This window comes from Exiguobacterium sp. s142 (assembly GCF_018618455.1).
GTDB lineage: Bacteria > Bacillota > Bacilli > Exiguobacteriales > Exiguobacteriaceae > Exiguobacterium > Exiguobacterium aurantiacum_A.
On sequence record NZ_JACSMB010000001.1, the window covers coordinates 394113 to 413095 of the forward strand.

The 18983-nt window shown below is 53.3% G+C and carries 18 protein-coding genes, 1 pseudogene and 1 riboswitch; of the genes and pseudogenes, 2 read left to right on the forward strand and 17 right to left on the reverse strand.

The annotated features are described in order from the left end of the window. Nucleotides 1-5: 5 nt before the first annotated feature. The 3 genes from sdaAB to KNP77_RS02035 all read right to left on the reverse strand — a co-directional run bounded on the left by sdaAB (nt 6) and on the right by KNP77_RS02035 (nt 2793). Nucleotides 6-668, reverse strand: a complete 663-nt coding sequence (sdaAB, locus tag KNP77_RS02025; protein WP_035386362.1) for an L-serine ammonia-lyase, iron-sulfur-dependent subunit beta — start codon at nt 666-668, stop codon at nt 6-8. 63 nt (nt 669-731) lie between these two features. Further along, nucleotides 732-2408 carry a DAK2 domain-containing protein gene (locus tag KNP77_RS02030; protein ID WP_214888054.1) on the reverse strand — a complete coding sequence of 559 codons (1677 nt, stop codon included), beginning with the start codon at nt 2406-2408 and terminating at the stop codon, nt 732-734. 22 nt (nt 2409-2430) lie between these two features. Next, on the reverse strand, nt 2431-2793 hold the full coding sequence (locus KNP77_RS02035) for an Asp23/Gls24 family envelope stress response protein (protein ID WP_016509701.1): 363 nt from the start codon (nt 2791-2793) through the stop codon (nt 2431-2433). 252 nt (nt 2794-3045) lie between these two features. Here KNP77_RS02035 and rpmB point away from each other — a divergent pair, with 252 nt between their 5' ends. Next, a complete protein-coding gene (rpmB, locus tag KNP77_RS02040; RefSeq protein ID WP_015881349.1) occupies nt 3046-3234 on the forward strand; it encodes a 50S ribosomal protein L28 in 189 nt (62 codons plus the stop codon). Nucleotides 3235-3290: 56 nt separating this feature from the next. Here rpmB and KNP77_RS02045 read toward each other — a convergent pair whose 3' ends face one another. From KNP77_RS02045 to gmk, 14 genes and pseudogenes are all read right to left on the reverse strand, one after another. Further along, nucleotides 3291-3878, reverse strand: coding sequence for a thiamine diphosphokinase (locus KNP77_RS02045; protein ID WP_070327523.1), 588 nt, complete (start codon nt 3876-3878; stop codon nt 3291-3293). Continuing rightward, entirely contained in the window at nt 3878-4450 is a 573-nt protein-coding gene (gene thiT, locus KNP77_RS02050; protein ID WP_070327524.1) for an energy-coupled thiamine transporter ThiT, read from the reverse strand. The genes KNP77_RS02045 and thiT overlap by 1 nt, the downstream gene beginning before the upstream one ends. Before the next feature lie 74 nt (nt 4451-4524). After that, a riboswitch (TPP riboswitch) is annotated at nt 4525-4624 on the reverse strand. A 19-nt stretch (nt 4625-4643) separates the two neighbouring features. Next, complete coding sequence (gene rpe, locus KNP77_RS02055) at nt 4644-5300, reverse strand: ribulose-phosphate 3-epimerase (RefSeq protein ID WP_070327525.1); 657 nt, start codon at nt 5298-5300, stop codon at nt 4644-4646. Between the two features lies 1 nt (nt 5301). Then, a complete protein-coding gene (gene rsgA / locus KNP77_RS02060) occupies nt 5302-6186 on the reverse strand; it encodes a ribosome small subunit-dependent GTPase A (RefSeq protein WP_070327526.1) in 885 nt (294 codons plus the stop codon). A 43-nt stretch (nt 6187-6229) separates the two neighbouring features. Next, a complete protein-coding gene (gene pknB / locus KNP77_RS02065) occupies nt 6230-8167 on the reverse strand; it encodes a Stk1 family PASTA domain-containing Ser/Thr kinase (RefSeq protein ID WP_214888057.1) in 1938 nt (645 codons plus the stop codon). 5 nt (nt 8168-8172) lie between these two features. After that, complete coding sequence (locus KNP77_RS02070; RefSeq protein WP_214888059.1) at nt 8173-8907, reverse strand: Stp1/IreP family PP2C-type Ser/Thr phosphatase; 735 nt, start codon at nt 8905-8907, stop codon at nt 8173-8175. Between the two features lie 8 nt (nt 8908-8915). Then, nucleotides 8916-10001 (reverse strand): dual-specificity RNA methyltransferase RlmN, encoded by a 1086-nt coding sequence (gene rlmN, locus KNP77_RS02075; RefSeq protein WP_131456238.1) that lies wholly within the window; start codon nt 9999-10001, stop codon nt 8916-8918. 2 nt (nt 10002-10003) lie between these two features. Continuing rightward, nucleotides 10004-11332 carry a 16S rRNA (cytosine(967)-C(5))-methyltransferase RsmB gene (gene rsmB, locus KNP77_RS02080; RefSeq protein ID WP_214888062.1) on the reverse strand — a complete coding sequence of 443 codons (1329 nt, stop codon included), beginning with the start codon at nt 11330-11332 and terminating at the stop codon, nt 10004-10006. 1 nt (nt 11333) lies between these two features. Continuing rightward, nucleotides 11334-12305 (reverse strand): methionyl-tRNA formyltransferase, encoded by a 972-nt coding sequence (gene fmt, locus KNP77_RS02085; protein ID WP_285800997.1) that lies wholly within the window; start codon nt 12303-12305, stop codon nt 11334-11336. After that, nucleotides 12291-12719: pseudogene (gene def / locus KNP77_RS15935) on the reverse strand (peptide deformylase); the annotation flags it as partial. The gene fmt and the pseudogene def, both read right to left, overlap by 15 nt. A gap of 11 nt (nt 12720-12730) precedes the next feature. After that, nucleotides 12731-15055, reverse strand: coding sequence for a primosomal protein N' (gene priA / locus KNP77_RS02090; RefSeq protein WP_214888068.1), 2325 nt, complete (start codon nt 15053-15055; stop codon nt 12731-12733). Further along, nucleotides 15052-16242: a bifunctional phosphopantothenoylcysteine decarboxylase/phosphopantothenate--cysteine ligase CoaBC gene (gene coaBC, locus KNP77_RS02095; RefSeq protein WP_214888072.1), complete on the reverse strand. Its 1191-nt coding sequence runs from the start codon at nt 16240-16242 to the stop codon at nt 15052-15054. The genes priA and coaBC overlap by 4 nt, the downstream gene beginning before the upstream one ends. Before the next feature lie 59 nt (nt 16243-16301). Further along, complete coding sequence (gene rpoZ / locus KNP77_RS02100) at nt 16302-16511, reverse strand: DNA-directed RNA polymerase subunit omega (RefSeq protein WP_070327533.1); 210 nt, start codon at nt 16509-16511, stop codon at nt 16302-16304. Next, on the reverse strand, nt 16511-17158 hold the full coding sequence (gene gmk, locus KNP77_RS02105; protein WP_070327534.1) for a guanylate kinase: 648 nt from the start codon (nt 17156-17158) through the stop codon (nt 16511-16513). Before gmk ends, rpoZ begins: the two co-directional genes overlap by 1 nt. A 131-nt stretch (nt 17159-17289) precedes the next feature. Between gmk and KNP77_RS02110 the strand changes: the two genes are divergently transcribed. After that, on the forward strand, nt 17290-18978 hold the full coding sequence (locus KNP77_RS02110; protein WP_214888180.1) for an Rqc2 family fibronectin-binding protein: 1689 nt from the start codon (nt 17290-17292) through the stop codon (nt 18976-18978). Nucleotides 18979-18983: the final 5 nt, after the last annotated feature.

Below are 18983 nucleotides of genomic sequence, written 5' to 3' on the forward strand. Positions count from 1 at the left end.
TCTCCTTATTCCCCAAAGATGGCTACCCGTTCGATTTGAGGTAACCGTTCCAGTTCCGCTAATACGTCTTTTGGCATCGGTTCATCCATTTCAATCGCCATCAAGGCTTGCTTGCCTTTTTCATGACGGCTCACTTCCATATGCCCGATGTTCAGTTCGTGCTTGGCGAGTATGCCCGTCACGGCCGCGATCGCCCCGAAGCGATCGTGATGCAAGACGACGAGTGCCGGTCCACCGCCGGAAAGCTTGAGCGGGAATCCGTTCAATTCGGTGATTTCAATCGTGCCACCGCCAATCGAGATCCCAACGATCTCAAACGTCCCCTCCGCGTCCTCGAGATGAACCCGAGCCGTGTTCGGATGATCCGTGAGCGCGTCGCTCGTCTCAAAGACGACTTCGATTCCCCGCTCTTTCGCGATGTCGAGCGCTTGCGGGATGCGAAGATCGAACGTATCGAACCCCATGATGCCTCCGACGATGGCGACGTCTGTCCCGTGACCTCGATACGTGTCGGCGAACGACCCGTAAAACGTGATCCGCGCGAGGTCCGGCGTTCGGCCGAACAGTTTGCCGGCCATAAGACCGATGCGTGCGGCTCCGGCCGTATGCGAACTCGATGGTCCGACCATGACCGGTCCGATAATATCAAACACACTGCGATATTTCATCGCATTTCCCCCTTTCAAAAAAACCCTACCTTCATTATACAGAAGGCAGGGCTGAGATACAGCTTATTCCACACTAAAAATGTAGGAGTAGAGCGGTTGTTTACCGTCGTGAACTTCGATTTCAATCTCATCGTTCTTCGATTCGATGTAAGCCGAGAGTGCTGCGACGTCTTCCGCCGACGAACCTTCGCCCGTCAAAATCGTGACAATCTCATCATCCGCGTCCACAAGTGCATCTACGAGCGCTTTTGCCGCTTCTAGACTCGATTTTGATGATGCGACGATTTTCTTCTCAGCAATCGCCATATGATCATCTTTACGAATCTCGACACCGTCGATACTCGTGTCACGGACAGCGTATGTCACTTGTCCTGACTTGACCGCAGTTGCGGCTGTCTTCATGACCGACTCGTTCGTCTCGACATCCGCTTCAGGATTGAACGCGATGGCAGCCGCTAGTCCTTGTGGTACCGTCTTCGTCGGAATGACCGAGACGCCGCAAGGTGCGACCGATGCCGCTTGCTCAGCGGCCATGATGATGTTCGAGTTGTTCGGGAAGATGAAGACGTGCTCGGCGTTCGCCGCTTCAATCGCTTTGACGATGTCTTCCGTCGACGGGTTCATCGTCTGCCCGCCTTCGATGACATGTGCGGCACCGAGCGAACGGAACAGTTCACTGACACCTTCACCCATGGCGACGGTGACGATCGCGTAAGGCACTTTCGCTTTGACGGCAGTCGCTTGAACGCCGTGCTGGTTGGCACCGTGCTCTTCTTCAAGAATCGTCGAATGCTGTTGACGCATGTTCTCGATCTTGACCGCGACAAGCTCACCAAAACGTTGTCCTTTCGTGATGACGTCGCCCGGCGTCTCGACGTGAACGTGGACTTTGAGCAACTCTTCGTCGGCGACGACAAGGAGCGAGTCTCCGAGTTCAGACAACTCGTTACGGAACACGTCCTCATCGAACGGAGTCTGTTTCAACTTTTCGTCTTGGAAACGGACCATGATCTCCGTGCAATATCCAAATTCGATATCTTCCGTCGACATGAAACCTTGCGCAGCATGGTGTTCTGCCTCAACGAGGGCATCCATGACCGGTGCGTGCGGCTTCTCGAGCTCTTTCCCTTCAAGGCTCGCGAGGAACCCTTCATAGATGACGAGGAGACCTTGACCGCCTGAGTCGACGACACCGACTTCTTTTAAGACCGGCAACAAATCAGGTGTCCGCTCGAGCGACGCTTTCGCTTCCGTGATCACTTGCTCCATGAACTCATTGAAGTCGCTCGTCGACTCAGAGGCACGGAGCGCTTCGTCGGCCGCTTCACGAGCAACCGTCAAAATCGTTCCTTCAACCGGTTTCATAACCGCCTTGTATGCCGTGTCGACGCCACGTTTGAGTGCCTCGGCAAAGTCGAGTGTCGACAATTCTGTCTTTCCTTCGATCGATTTACCGAAACCACGGAATAATTGGCTCAAAATAACACCCGAATTCCCACGGGCCCCCATAAGTAGGCCGCGGGCAAACTTCGATGACACGTCAGCGATGTTCGCTGTGTCGAGTGCGGCCACTTCCTTCGCACCTGAAGTCATCGTCAAATTCATGTTCGTTCCCGTGTCGCCGTCTGGGACCGGGAAGACGTTAAGCGAATCCACGTAATCTGCATTTTGGCTCAAGTTGGCTGCACCGTTTGCGACCATTTGCGCAAACACCAATCCATCTAAACGTTTTAACCCCACACCAAATCCTCCTTCGTTCTCGTCAGTCATTCGTCAGACGAACGCCTTGTACGAATATATTTACCGACGAAACGTTTAATCCTAAAGTTTCACCGAGCGTGTATTTTACACGACTTTGCACGTTGTAAGCGACTTCCGACACTTTCGTCCCGTAGCTCACGATGATGTGCATATCGATATGTACGTCTTCTCCATCTTGACGTACGACAACGCCACGCGCATAATTCTCACGTTTGAGCAGTTCTGCGATCCCGTCTTTCAGTTGAGCTTGTGACGCCATTCCTACGACGCCGAAACATTCCATCGCCGCACCGCCCGCGAGTGTCGCGACCACGTCGTTCGTGATATCAATATTGCCATATGTTGTCTTCATTTCAATTGCCATATGGAGTAGCCTCCTTTATTCGGAATGATTCCTACAGTATATTCTACAATAAGTACCTAGTTATTAAAAGGACATGCCCCTAAACTCGGTCAATTGTAACCGCAACCCTCATTCATTATTAAAATCCTCATCCGTAATGTCAAGTTTTTTTCTTGTCATCCGGTTATTTTCTAGTTGCATCGTGAAAAAACCCATGCTAATATAAACGAGTGTCTATTAGGACGAACCCACATAAAAAAGGAGGGGAAACGCATGGCACGTAAATGCTACGTAACAGGTAAGTCACCTAAGTCAGGTAACAACCGTTCGCACGCACTCAACAAGACAAAACGTACTTGGGGTGTAAACGTACAAAAAGTTCGCATTCTCGTTGACGGTAAACCTAAACGAGTTTGGGTTTCAGCTCGCGCTCTTAAATCAGGTCTCGTTGAACGCGTATAATTACCATACACGAACGAAATAAATCCCAGCGGCATGCGCCGATGGGATTTTTTTGTTTATTTCTTTATATACATAATCAAGACGTTGCCGCTATGAACGAGCAAATCCGCCTCTTCCGCCGACCACTCGTTTGAGATCGTCAGCGCCTCATGGCTGACGACGTCATGGTTCTCGAGCGGGTACTTGACGCCACGAATCGAGACCGAGGCCCGTTTCCAAGGTACGAGCGACAAGTAATGGTCAGGACGACGCGGGAGACGATAGTCCCCTTTTCCGACGAGGCGCACTTCTTGCCCGTCTGCGAACAACCGCATCTCGGGGTACGCCTCGAGCAGACCGACGTTGCTGAGCGTCATATCGAGTCTGCCCCCGAGTGCACCGTACACGTCGATCACGTCCGCCCCTTTCCCTCGTGCCGCCTCGAGAGCGATCTCAAGGTCGGTCACGTCTTTTTCAGACGGATAACGGACAGCTTCCTCCGGCACGGTGCCTGTGAACGAATCAAAGTCACCGACGAGCAGGTCCGGCTTCATCCCACGGTCGAGCAGCGTATGATAGCCGCCGTCGACGCCGATGACGTAATCGGCGTTCCGAGGAAGCTCAGGGACCGCTTCCGGGCTCGCAGCCACAATCAAGACACGCATTATCTGATGTCCCGTGTCGCGAGCGTCGCGAAACGCGGCGCCGACGTGAACAAGAGCACGATCACGACCGCCGAGACGAGGAACGACGGCAACATATACGTCAAGTTATAGCCGAGCGAGTACAAGACGACCGGTCCTTCCGCATACTCGGCGAAGAAGACGATGCCGGAGACGACGTGCGCAACGTAGCGGAGCGCCGAGCCGATCAACGCCCCGAGAATCAAATAGAACGTGAGCGTTTTCTTGGCGCCGTCTTTTGCCGACTGTTTGACTTGCCCGGCGAAGATGCCGGCGACTCCGACGAGGCCGTAGGCGACCGTGTAGTCGAGTAAAAACTGGACCGGCGTGAAGATATAGGCCCCAAATAACAGTTGTAGCGTCCCGACGAGCGCGCCTGTCGCGAGTCCGCCTCTCAATCCATGCCGATAAGCCATCACGAGAATCGGCAGCATCGCCAAGCTGACTGCTCCGCCTTGCGGCAACCGATATGGGATGAGCATGTCAAAGATCAGTCCGAGCGAGGCGAACAGCGAGATTTCAATGAGCGCCTGTAGTTTTAAACGTTGTTTCATCTTATTCCCTCCTTGATATGAGTGAACGACAAAAAGCAGCATGACGTAAACGCCATGCTGCTATCGTGTAGCAACGTGCATTTTCGCCACATCCCTACGTCCGTGTGAACGGAACAGGTTCAAAGGGTTAGCTCATGCCTCTCAGCCACAGATGTGACACCCCTTGCGACAATATTTGTTGTTCTACAGACGATTATACACGAGACGCGTTGCGAATGCTATCGATTGCGTCTTTATAGCTCGGTTCGTTATAGATGGCTGAACCGGCAACGAGGACGTCGGCACCTGCGTCGATACAAAGTTTTGCCGTCGCAGGATTTACCCCGCCATCGATCTCGATCTCGAAGTCGAGACGACGCGCTTGGCGCATCTCGCTGAGCGCCGCAATCTTCGGGACGACCGCTTCGATGAACGCTTGGCCGCCAAAGCCAGGGTTCACGGTCATGAGCAACACCATATCGACATCACCGAGCACGTGCTCGATTGATGACAACGGCGTATGTGGGTTCAAGACGACACCACACTTGGCGCCGGCTCCTTTGATTTGTTGCAATACGCGATGCAAATGGTTTGTCGCCTCGACATGGACCGTGACGATATCGGCGCCTGCTTGAACGAAGTCCTCGACGAACCGTTCCGGCTGGTCAATCATCAAATGGACGTCTAATACCATGTCCGACTTGTCACGCAAACTTTTGAGTACCGGCAGTCCAATCGAGATGTTCGGCACGAACTGACCGTCCATGACGTCAAAATGGATGTAATCGGCCCCTGCTTCTTGGACCGCTTTGACCTCTGCCTCAAGGTTGGCAAAATCGGCCGACAGGATCGATGGTGCGATTTTAATCATGTTAGTACCTCCGTTGTCTATCTTTTAATTCCTCCATAAACGTAACATAGTTCGCATAGCGGGTGGAAGCGATTTCTCCGGCCTCGACCGCCGCTTTGACGGCACAACCTGGCTCGTTCAAATGGGCGCAACCACGGAATTTACAGTCATCGTGCCGCAAGACGAATTCAGGGAAACACCAACGCATCTCCTCGACTTCAAGTTCTTCCGGGAACTCAAGACTCGAGAATCCAGGTGTATCGGCGACGAACCCGTCCGCGAGTGTGATGAGCGTGACGTGACGCGTCGTATGCTTCCCGCGGCCAAGCGCTTTCGAAATTTTACCAGTCGCGAGTTCAAGCTCCGGTGCGACCGCGTTCAGCAACGAACTCTTCCCGACGCCGGTCTGTCCGGCGAATACGCTCGTCTTGTCTTTGAACGCGCTGCGGATGAGCTCGATCCCAGCTCCGTCTTCGGTCGACGTCTCAATGACTTGATAGCCGATCGAACGGTATAGCGCTGCCGCCGCACTAATTTTTTCCTTCTCAGCTTCTAGCAACAAGTCCATCTTCGTCAACACGATGATCGGGTGAACTTGCTTCGATTCGATCAAAATGAGAAAGCGGTCAAGCAAATGAAACGAGAACGCCGGCTCTTTCACGGAAAAGAGCAGAAACGCCTGATCGATGTTGGCGATCGGCGGACGGACGAGATGGTTCGATCGCTCATCGACAGCCATGATGTAGCCGGTCCCGTCCCCTTGGTCTTGAATATCGACGTCGTCCCCGACGACGGGCGAAATGTTTCGGTTCCGGAAGTTTCCTCGGGCGCGACATCTGATTTCAACTTTCGTTTCGGTCATGACATCATAAAATCCACCTTGCAAGCGAATAATCGTTCCTTTCATCCTGTTTCCTCCTTAGAAAAGAGGTGACGCGCACGCCACCTCTTCATTGTGAATCTTTTGCTTGGGCGTATGTCACCGTATCGGTCCGAACGACTTCTCCCTCGACTTCAATCGTCGCGGTACCGACTTCGTCCGGAGCAATGACGAGCGTATAGGAATACGTCGTCGTTTCTGTGATCATATCACGCAACACTTCGATCTCACCACGGGCATCGACGGTACGGATGACGACTTCGACCGGCTCCGCCTCGTCACCTTCTGCCGGCGGTTCGATTTCGACGTCCACTTCTCGCTCGATCGAGATGTCGGTCGGCTCGACCCCTTGTGAGACGATGACCGTCAGTTCCGTTCCCGGGTCGACCGCCGTCCCTGACGTCGGAAGTTGACGAATGATTTGATTCGCTGGGATGCTCGTCGAATACTCATCGCGTTTCACGATTTTCAAGTTGTTTTGCTCGGCATAAGTTGACGCCTCTTCGAACGTGTAGCCCGTCAAATTGGCGAGCTCAATTTTATTGCTACCGGTCGAGACGACGAGCGTGACCGTCTCTTCCGACGCGATAACTTCTTCACCTGGCGTGATCGACTGCGAAATCACATCTCCGCTGTCGACCGTTTCGGACGCTTCGGATTGGATTTCAATATCTGTGAAATCAAGATCTTTCAACGTTCGTTCCGCTGCTGTTTGAGACAACCCTTCGACGTCAGGCATCTCGACCGTCTCTTTCCCAGCAGACACGACGATGGTGACGACCGTTCCACGCTTCGGCTTCCGTCCAGGTTGCGGGTTTTGCGAAATCACGTCGCCTTCAGACACGTTGTCACTCACTCGGTCTGTCGTCTCAACGACGAATCCGGATGCTTCCAGTTCAGTCGTCGCATCACCGACGCTCATACCGACGACATCAGGCACGACGGCACGTGACATTTCATCTGCAACCACATACGCGGCAACCCCGCCACCAATCAATAGAAGAACGAGCACTAGCCAGAGCCACCACTTCTTTTTCTTTTGTTTCTTCGGCGTCGCTGATTCCGGTTCGACTGCAGCTGCCGGCTGCTTGACGACTTCTTTCGGTTCTTCCGGAACGACAGGCGCCATGACGAGCGTCTGATCAAACTCGTCTTGTTCTGTCGGCATCCGTTTCGGTTCGTCCGCTCGGTCTGGGCTGAGCGACGTCAAGCAGTCTTTTTTAAAAGCAGCGACCGAGGCATGTCGTGCCCCCGGCGATTTGGCGAGCGCCTGCATAATACAGTTCTCAAGCGCTTGTGGAATTTTAGGGTTCAAGTCGAGCGGTCGGATCGGGTCATCTTGCAAATGTTGCAACGCGACCGCGACCGGCGTCTCACCGATGAACGGGACTCGTCCTGTCACAAGTTCGTACAGCACCGCACCGAGCGAATAAATGTCTGACTTCTCATCGGCAAACTTGCCACGCGCTTGTTCCGGAGAGAAGTAGTGGACCGACCCGAGGACTGACATCGTATGGGTCAGCGTCGCGTTCGACATGGCCACGGCAATCCCGAAATCGGTCACTTTGACGTTCCCGTTTTGGTCGATCATCATGTTTTGCGGTTTGATATCCCGATGAATGATGCGATGGGCATGGGCATGATCGATCGCATCACAGATCTGTCCCATGATCCGTAACGCTTCCTCGATTGATATGTACTCTTCCTGTAAATATTGTTTGAGCGTCATACCATCGACATGTTCCATGACGATGTAATAAATGTCTTGTTCATCTCCGACGTCATAAATGGCGACGATGTTTGGATGGTTCAGACTGGTTGCCGCATGGGCTTCTCGTTCGAACCGGCGTATAAATTGTTCGTTATGCGAGAATTCAGATCGTAACACCTTAATGGCGACGGTTCGGTTTAAAATCTCATCGTGAGCCCGGTAGACATTTGCCATGCCGCCGCTACCGATTTGTTGTTCGATCCGATAACGATCGTTGATTCGTTCTCCACTTCGCATCGGATTCATCCTCTCTTTCTATCTGTAAATTGGACGAGCGCCACAGTGATGTTGTCGCTCCCACCCAATCGGTTGGCTTGATCAATCAACATGTCCGCCTTAGCGTCCGCAGAGATGGGACGAGTTAAGGCGTGTTTGATGGCTTCATCTGTCAGGTGAGTCGTCAAGCCATCCGTACAGATTAAAATCGTGTCGAACTCGGGGTCGGCAAACACTTGCAGATCAGGTTCGACGTGCTCTTTTGAGCCGATCGCACGGGTGATAATATTTCGTTTCGGGTGGATCCGCATTTCTTCTTCCGTCAATTCCCCAAGTTGTTTTAGCACGTTGACGTAAGAATGGTCTTCCGTCAACTGTTGGAGTGTTCCGCCACGAAGGGCGTAGACGCGGCTATCGCCGATGTGCACGATGACAATCGTCTCGTCATGCCAACAGACGCCAGCGATGGTCGTCCCCATCATGACGAGATTAGACTGCTTCGCGAATTCAAGCACTTGCTCATTTGCCAGCTCCACGTTATCACGGAACCACGTCTCCATCGCTAACGGTGTGGCCGGAAGCGTCGGAAAGGCGCGACGAAACTGCTCGATGACGAGCCCGCTCGCGACCTCTCCTGCCTCATGCCCCCCCATGCCGTCGGCGACGAGGGCGATCCCGGCATGCGCGTCTCCTAAAATCAAGACGGCATCCTCGTTTTGAGCCCTCACCTGCCCACGGTCGGTTCGGTATGCTAATTCCATCTTCCTGATTACCTCGTTTCTTGTTCGCGCTCCTTCGCTCGAAGCTGCCCACAAGCCGCATCGATATCCGAACCTTGTTCGCGACGAATCGTCACGTTCACTTTTCGATCTTTGAGCACTTTTTCAAAGGCAAAAATTTGATTACGTGGCGTGCGCACATAGTCGCGCTCAAGCACATGGTTGACTGGAATCAAGTTGACGTGGCATTTGACGCCTTTCAACAAGTCGGCAAGCTTGTGTGCATCTTCTTCTGTATCATTGACGCCACCGAACAAACCGTATTCAAACGTGATACGACGTCCACTCTTCTCCGTGTAATAGTTGACGGCTTCCATCAACTTGTCCAAGTTGTAGGCACGGTTGATCGGCATGAGACGTGTCCGAACTTCCGTCGACGCCGCATGAAGTGAAATCGCAAAGTTAATGCGCATCCCTTCGTCGGCGAACTTGTAGATTTTCGGCACGATTCCGCTCGTTGAGACGGTGATGTGGCGTGAACCGATGTTCAACCCGTCATCGTGGTTGACCGTGCGCAAGAAACGCATCAATTCGTCATAGTTATCGAACGGTTCGCCGATTCCCATGACGACGATCGAGTCGACACGTTCACCGCTCACGTCGAGCGCCCGTTGAACATCTAATACTTGAGCCGTGATTTCTCCGGCTTCAAGGTTACGTTTCAACCCGCCGAGCGTCGATGCACAGAACGTACAGCCGATGCGGCAGCCGACTTGTGTCGTGACACAGACCGAGTTGCCGTATTCGTGACGCATGAGTACCGTCTCGATCGAGTAGCCGTCTTGGAGCTCGAACAAGAACTTGATCGTGCCGTCTTGTGATTCCTGGCGGACGAGTTCTTTTAACGTCGTCAACTGGAACGAAGCATCGAGTTTTTCACGAAGCGGTTTCGACAAGTTCGTCATATCATCGAATGACGTCACACGTTTGACATACATCCAGTCATATAACTGTTTCGCCCGAAACGACTTTTCTCCTGCATCGATGAGCCATTGTTCGAGTTCAGGGTATGTGAGCGAATATAAAGACGGCTTGGCGCCGACTAATGGGGTTTTTTCAACTGCTTTTGGATTCATGTTTATACCTCTTTCTTAAATGCGGCGATGTAGAAGCCGTCAGTTCCGAACGTCGTCGGAAGTAGTTTGAGTTCGGCGCGGTCCGATGACACCATCGGACGTAACACTTCAGGAAGACGATCTCGGAGTGTTTCATCCCACGTCAATCCGTTCGACAATATATAGTCGGCCTGCCGTTCATTTTCAGACGGGTCGATTGTACATGTCGAGTACACTAGCGTACCACCTTGCTTCAGTAGTGGCAAGACAGCGTCAATAATTTCACGTTGGATGATCGGCAGTCCAGAAAGGGATTCTTTGTCCTTCGTCCATTTAATATCTGGCTTGCGGCGAATGACACCTAGACCCGAGCACGGGACATCGAGCAAGATGCGGTCAAAGCTCTCACGTTCGAACTCATCTCCGGCGTCTCTTGCATCGAGGGCTAGTGCGGTCACTCCATCGATTTGCAATCGCTTCACTTGTCGTTCGATCAGTTTTGCCTTATGAGGGTGAAGGTCGAGCGCCACGAGCGTCCCGCCGTCCATCCGTTCGGCGGTGTGCATCGCTTTGCCGCCTGGCGCGGCACACGCGTCGAGCACGCGTTCGGTCTTCTCGGCACTGAGCGCGTCGGCGACGATCATCGAGCTCTCATCTTGAATCGACAAAATTCCTGCATCGATAAACGGCGTCGTATGAACGTTTCCGGACTCGATGACGAGACCGTCTGAAGATAGCTCAGAACGTGAAGCTTGTACGCCTGACTCGGCGAGGCGTTCGATCATCTCGTCGACCGTGATTTGTTTGCGGTTGACGCGAACTGTCACCGGGGCCGGCTCGTTGTTCAACTTGCACATCGCCTCGGTCGCCTCAATCCCGTACGTGTTGATCCAATCCGCGACGAGCCAGTCGGGATGACTGTGCTCGATCGCGATCCGTTCGGCGTCAGGAAGCCCACTCAAATCTGGGAACCCGTCACGAGTGACGTTGCGCAACACGCCGTTGACGAACTTGCCGATGCCGGAGTGCCCACGTTTTTTGGCGATCTCGACCGCCTCGTGTAAGACGGCCCGGTCCGGCACTTTGTCTAAATAGAACAGTTGATACACGCTCATCCGCAGGAGCGGTAAGACGAAACTATCTAGTTTTTTCGGGTTTTGGACACGCTTCTCCAATATATAATCAAGCGTTCGCTTCCGCCCGAGCGTTCCGTAGACGAGCTCTGTGTAAAGTCCCACGTCTTTTGAAGCTAGCTTTTTTTGGTTTAATAAATCGTTGACCGCGATCGTCGAATAGGCTCCGCCTTGTTCGATTTTGATCAGCGTATCAAGCGCTGCTTGTCTTACGTTCATGTCACCCTCCTAATTGGTCGCCCACTTGCAGCTTTTGTCCGGCACCGCGCATGAACGTGGCACCGTCCATCCGTTTTTTTCCGGCCGGCTGTAACTCTGTCACTTTGATGGCGACGTCATTTCCGGTCGCGACCACAAACCCATCCTCTTCAAGCCGGACGATTGTGCCCGCCTCACCGCTCCCGCTCGTCTTCTCGCTCGCGAACACTTTCACCCGCTCACCCGCGATCAATGTATACGCCGTCGGGAACGGGTTCATGCCACGAATGTGGTTGAAGATCGATGCACCCGGCTGCGACCAGTCCAGCTGTTCGCGGTCCCGGCTAATGTTCGGTGCGAACGTGACGTCACGTTCGTCTTGCGGTACCGCTTCGATCCAGCCTTCTAAAAAGGCTGGCAACGTCTTGATCAACAGATCAGACCCTGCGACGGCAAGTTTGTCGAACAGCGTACCGACCGTGTCTGTCTCTTCGATCGGGACGATCGTGTTCGCGATCATGTCCCCCGCATCCAATTTATCGACCATGTACATGATCGTGACGCCCGTTTCTGTCTCTCCGTCCAAAATCGCTTGATGGATCGGTGCGCCCCCCCTGTATTTTGGAAGGAGCGAGGCGTGCACGTTGATCGCGCCATGTGTCGGCGCCTCTAACAGTTCACTCGGCACGATTTGCCCGTAAGCCGCCGTCACAATCAAATCCGGTTCAAGCGCCAAAATATCCTCGTAATCGGTGCGGACTTTGATCGGCTGCAATACCGGGATGTTATGACGGAGCGCACACTCTTTAACCGGTGTCGGTTTGAGCTCGCGCTTGCGACCGACCGGTTTGTCCGGCTGCGAGACAACACCTACGACATTGTATCCTTCTTCGAGCAAGCGCTCAAGTACGGATACGGCAAACGCCGGTGTGCCCATGAAGACGATCCGCTTGTCGGTTCCTGGTTTAGGAACGGCGAGTTTATCGGTGAACAGGACACCGTCTAAATGGTCGATCTCGTGTTGGATGGCGCGCGCGAAGAAGCCGCTTGCTTTCACTTCTTGAAAGCGCCCTTTCATGTCTTGCGTCTTGACGACGATCGACTCATGTCGTTCGACGAATCCGAACTCACCCGGAATGCTCAAGCACCCTTCTAATCCGACGGCTTTGCCTGCGGTCGAAATGATCTCTGGATTGATCAATACGAGCGGACCTGTTTCGTCGTCAGTATGGACGACGGCAAGGCGCTGGTTCAAATTGACTTGCGGCGCGGCCACACCGACGCCATCATACTCATACATCGTGTCAAACAGCCGGTCGACCGTCTGGCGCAACTTCTTGTCAAACTTTGTCACCGGGTCACAGTTGACCCGCAAAATCTCATTTGGAATTTCGACTACTTTATACATTTCGTTCCACCTCACATGCAGACGTATGGATTTACATCTATACTCAATTGATATTCTTTTTTGCTGATCGCTTTCGCCCGCGCTTGTTGCAGCATGGCGAGAACGGGATATAACGCTTCCGGTTGTTTCGTCTTGATAAACAGCTGGTAGCGATACAAGTTTTTAAGTTTCGATAACGGTGCCGGCATCGGTCCGTTCAGCCGGGACTGCTCGACGTGCGCTGCCGCGAAATCGGCGGCGAACAGGTCGGCCTCGGCTTGCGCGACGAGCGGATTTTCAGCCGCGAACGTGACGAGCGTCACGTACCAGTAAGGCGGATGGTTGCCGACTTGTCTGAGTTTCATCTCGCGCTCGAAAAACGACTCATAATCATGCCCACTCGCCGTCTCGATGACATAATGGTCCGGATTGTACGTCTGGACGTACGCCTCACCCGGTAAACTTCCACGTCCGGCTCGTCCGGCGACTTGGGTGACGAGTTGGAACGTGCGTTCGGTCGCCCGAAAGTCGGGCATGCCGAGCGTCGCATCGGCCGCAAGTACCCCGACGAGCGTGACGTTCGGAAAATCGAGCCCTTTGGCAATCATCTGGGTACCGAGCAGAATGTCGGCCTCGCCGTCCTCAAACCGTTTCAATAACTGTTCGTGCGACCCTTTACGTGACGTCGTATCCTGATCCATGCGGATGATTCGAGCCTCGGGGATTCGGTTCAACAGTTCGGTCTCGATCTTTTGTGTGCCGGTGCCGAACTGTTTGATCTTTTTACTGTCGCACGTCGGGCATTTCGGCGGCATCCCGATCTCATAGCCACAATAGTGGCATTTGAGCCGGTCGCCGTGCTGATGATACGTCAAGTTGACGGCGCAATGTGGGCAAGTGAGCCCTTCCCCGCAATCACGGCACATGACGAACGTCGTGAACCCGCGGCGATTTAGCAAGATGACACATTGTTCTTTCTTCGCAATCCGGTCGTTGATGGCCAGAAATAAGTCTTCCGAGAACATCGTCGTGTTCCCTTTCGCGAGCTCGCGACGCATATCGACAATATGGACGGGCGGCATCTTGCCGCCATAGCGTTCACTCAAATGCAAATAGCGATAGACGCCTTTTTGAGCGCGGGCGAATGACTCGAGCGACGGTGTCGCACTTCCGAGCACGACCGGACAGCCGTGATAACGGGCGCGCCAAATTGCGACGTCGCGCGCATGATAGCGTGGATTTTCTTCTTGTTTATACGTCGTCTCATGCTCTTCGTCTAGGATGAGCAGGCCGATGTGTTCGAGCGGAGCAAAAATGGCCGATCGGGCGCCGACGACGACGTCGACTTCCCGTCGCTTGATTTTCCGCCACTCATCGTACTTCTCGCCTTGCGACAAGGCGCTATGGAGTACGGCGACGCGGTCGCCAAAACGGCGTTTGAACCGTTTGACCATCATCGGTGTCAAGCTGATCTCTGGGACGAGCAAGACGGCTTGCTTCCCGTCATCGACGACTTGGCCGATCGACTCGAGATACACTTCGGTCTTTCCGCTTCCCGTCACGCCGTGGAGCAACAACGTCTCACCGGCTTCGGCCTCGCGAATCGCGCGCACCGCTTCCGTTTGACTGTCGTTCAGTTGGACATCATCGATCACTTGTTCGATCGAAGCGTACGGGTCTCGATTCAATTCGACTTCGGTCACTTTGACAGCACCGAGCGTCTCGAGCTTTTGCAGCTGGGGCCGCGTCAATCCGATTTGACGGAGCGACGACCAGTACATACGAGGCACGTCTTCAAGTAGCCGGACCGCCTCGAGCTGTTTTTTGGCACGCGCCGGGACGACGCTCGCATCCTTCAACTCGATCAACAAGTCGGTTTTGACCGTTCGTTTCTCTTTAAGCACCGGTGAAAGCGACAAGTCCCCTTTTTTGGCCATGGCCAAAATCAGCGACTGAACTTCTTTTGGATACTCGGACAAGTGTGTGCCGGCCCGAACACCCTCAGGAAGTGACTCCCCTTTGATCGCTTTATCGTAACTGACTTTCAGCGCCGCCGGCAACATGGCGAGCAGTGCCGATGAGCGGAAGCAAAGCGTCGTCTGTTTCACGTGCGTCGACAGTTCGAGCAACTCTTCGGTCAAAGACGACTCTTCGTCAAGAAGTGCTTCGAGCGGTTTTAACCCTTCACGTGTTCCGTCCGATATCCCTGTCACGATGCCGAGTAACCGTCTCGATCCGAACGGTACCGATACGCGCATACCTGGCTCGATCAACGACTCGAACTGGACCGGGACCTCATAGTCAAACGGTCGGTCGATCGTGATGACCGGAGCATCGACGTGGACGTGGGCAATCATCGTAAACCTTCCTTAAAGTAGGCGAGCAACTCGTGGGCGAGACGTTGTTTACTCTGCCGCGGCAGACGGACAGATGAGCCATCCGCTCGGAATAAGACGACTTCGTTGTCGTCAGACCGGAAACCGATGTCTCGCTTCGACACGTCATTCGCGACCAAGAAGTCAACGTTTTTACGCTCGAGTTTAGCCCGGGCATGGTCTTCAAGGTGCTCTGTCTCGGCAGCGAATCCAACGAGGAGCTGATGCGTCTTCTTCGTTCCAAGCTCTTTTAAAATATCGGTCGTCTCCTCGAGCTCGATCGTCAACGGGCCGTGGACTTTTTTATGTTTCTCGGTGTGGACCGTCTTCGGACGATAGTCAGCGACCGCCGCCGACTTGATGACGATGTCTTGCGTCGCAAATCGCTCGAGCACGGTCTCGAGCATCTGTTGTCCCGACTCGACCGCGATCGCGGTCACCCCGTCTGGGACCGGGACTTGGAGCGGGCCGTGGACGAGCGTCACGTTCGCTCCCATATCTCGCGCCGCCTCAGCAAGGGCGACTCCCATCTTCCCGGATGAATCGTTGGATAAAAACCGGACCGGATCGATACGTTCGACCGTCGGACCAGCCGTGATCAAGACGTGTTTTTCAAGCAAGTGTTTCGGGACGAACTGGCTCGCGATGATGCGGACGAGATCTTCCGGTTCGGGCAGACGTCCGCCGCCAATCCAGCCGCAGGCCAGATTGCCGACACCCGGCTCGATGATTTGATAGCCGTATGATTTGAGCGTCTCGATATTTCGGCGGGTCGCCGGATGTTCGAGCATATTGACGTTCATCGCCGGAGATACGATGACGGGACATTTCGCTGCTAAGATCGAGGTCGTGATGAAGTCGTCGGCGATTCCGTTAGCAAGTTTAGCGATGATATTCGCCGTCGCCGGGGCGACGACGATTAAATCACTCGTATCAACGACATCGATGTGGGCGATCTTCGTCGGGTCGTGCTCTTCGAACACGTCCGAATAGATCGGATTGCGACTGAGTGCTTGAAACGTCGCCTTTCCGACGAACTGCTCAGCTGATGCTGTCATCGCCACGCGGACGTTCGCGCCTGCTTGAACGAGTTTTGACGTGAGTGCGCACGCCTTATATGCAGCGATACCGCCGCTCACACAAAGCAAGATGTTCCGGTCGTTCACCATTCACATTTCTCCCCTTTATAGACAATGAGACCCAAGTCGTATCCGACTTGGGTCACACTTCATCCGTTGTTCTTTTCGTTCACGATGATTGTCGTGTCACCCGAGAATATTTCTTCTAGCGCTTGACCGACCGGTTTATACGATTTTGGCGCAGCGATTTTTGGTGCTTTTCCGTCTTGGATCTGGCGGGCACGCTTGGCGGCCACCGTCACGATTGTGTATTTCGACGGGATGATACGTTGTAAGGCATCAATCGAAGGGTATAACATTAAATGACCTCCATCATAGCTTTTTTATAGAGAGACGCGACACGTTCACGTTTACAATGCTCGGCCGTCACGATCGCTTTGATCCGGTCGATCGCTTTATCGACTTCGTCGTTTGTGACGACGTAATCGTAAGCATCCATCAACTCGATTTCTTCACGGGCGACGAGCAAGCGTTGCTTGATGACTTCTTCCGATTCAGTGCCTCGACCGACTAAACGGTTTCGAAGTTCTTGCAGGCTCGGCGGTGCGAGGAATAAAAAGACGGCTTCTGGGAAGCGTTCCTTTACTTGGAAAGCTCCTTGGACTTCAATCTCTAAAATGACGTCCTTGCCACTTTCAAGCGTCTCGCGCACCCATTCGACCGGTGTCCCATAATAGTTGCCGACGAATTCTGCATGCTCAAGCAGTTGATCGTGTTCAATCATGTCTTCAAATTGCTCTCTCGTCTTAAAGAAGTAATGCACTCCCTCAACTTCGCCTTCACGTGGTTTTCGAGTCGTTGCCGACACCGAATACTGAAGGTTGTTGTCCGCCTCTTCACGGAGCACTCGGCAAACAGTACCTTTGCCGACACCGCTTGGACCAGACAAGACGATTAATAATCCTCGTTCTTTAAAATTCAATGCAAGCCCTCCATCTTCTAACATCACATTACATTATAATAGCAGTCCTTTAATTGTTACGGCAAGAAGAAGTTCGGATTTCCTACTTCATCGTACCATATTTTCTGTGAATCTGATAACGTAGAGACAGAAAAAGGACAAAGGTGATGAGACTAATGGCATATGATGGATTAATGACATATCGTGTCGTAAAAGAACTACAACCGCTCGTTGGCGGTCGAATCAATAAAGTGCATCAACCGTATGCGCTCGACTTGATGATTCAAGTCAGATCGAACCGACAAAGCGTCTCGTTGCTCGTTTCAGCGAACGCGATGTATGCGCGACTTCAATTGACGGACACCCCGATCAAGAACCCGCAAGAGCCTCCGATGTTTTGTATGATGCTGCGGAAGCATATCGAGGGCGGCTTTATCACAGCAATCGAACAAGTCGGCCGCGACCGCGTCATCGTCTTCTCAATCAGATCGCGTAACGAGCTCGGTGATGAAGAAAACAAACGCGTCTATGTCGAACTGATGGGGCGTCACTCGAACGTCGTCTTGACGAACGAGGACGGCAAGATTTTAGACGCGATCAAACACCTTCCTCCGTCTCAAAACACGTATCGGACGATCATGCCAGGCAGCGAGTACATCTTGCCGCCGGCGCAAGAAAAGTCCGATCCGTTGACGGAACGGGAAGCCGGATTGAAACGAATCGATTGGAACGCAGGTATGCTCGATAAGCAGCTCGTCGCTCACTTTTCTGGGATGAGCCCGCAGATCGCTCAAGAGATTATGTATCGGGCCAAGACGCCGAACCGTACGAACTTAGAGGCGGCGTTTGACAGCGTGATGGCGGATCTTGACGGCGCTTATGTATTCCAACAGCTCGCCTCCGGGAAGGAACGGTTCAGTCCGATCGCGCTCACGTCAGGCGATATCGTTTCTGAAGAACGCTACGACTCGAGCCGGGAAGTGCTCGACCGCTTTTACTATGAGAAGGCGAACCGTGACCGGGTCAAGCAGCAAGCCCATGACGTCGAGCGTCTGCTCAAGTCAGAGCTCGAGCGCAACCAATTAAAACGGAAACGCCTGCTCGAGGATATGAAAGCGACGGAACGATCGGACGAGCTCCAAAAATACGGTGAGCTGTTGACGACGTATTTGTTCCAACTCGAGAAAGGGATGAAAGTCGCCCACGTCGTCGACTATTATGATGAGGACGGCGCCATGATCGATATCCCGCTCGATCCTCTTAAAACACCGAACGAGAATGCGCAACGTTACTATAAGAAATACAACAAACTAAAAGTTGCCAAAATCGAGGTTCAAAAGCAAATTGAACTGAACGAGACCGAAATCAGCTATTTAGAGACGCTCGTCGCCCAACTCGACGTCGCCGCGCCGCGCGATATCGTCGAGATTCGCGAAGAGCTGGCCGAAGGCGGATACATCCGACAAAAACGTCAGAAGAAGAAACAAACGGCCAAAGTCGCGCTCGAAGGCTACACATCTTCGACCGGTGTCGAGTTTTACGTCGGTAAAAACAATACGCAAAACGACTACTTGACGTTCAAGTTCGCGCGTCGCGACGAAGTTTGGCTTCACGTGAAAGATATCCCCGGTTCACACGTCATCATCCGGTCGACCGAACCGGACGAGACGACGCTCCTCGAAGCAGCGACCGTCGCCGCCTACTTCTCGAAGGCACGTGCCTCGAGCGGGGTGCCGGTCGACTATACGAAAGCCCGTTACGTGAAAAAACCGAGCGGCGCCAAGCCGGGATTCGTCATCTACACCGATCAGCAGACGGTATATGTGACTCCGGACGAGCAGCTCGTCAAATCGCTTAAACAATGAACAAA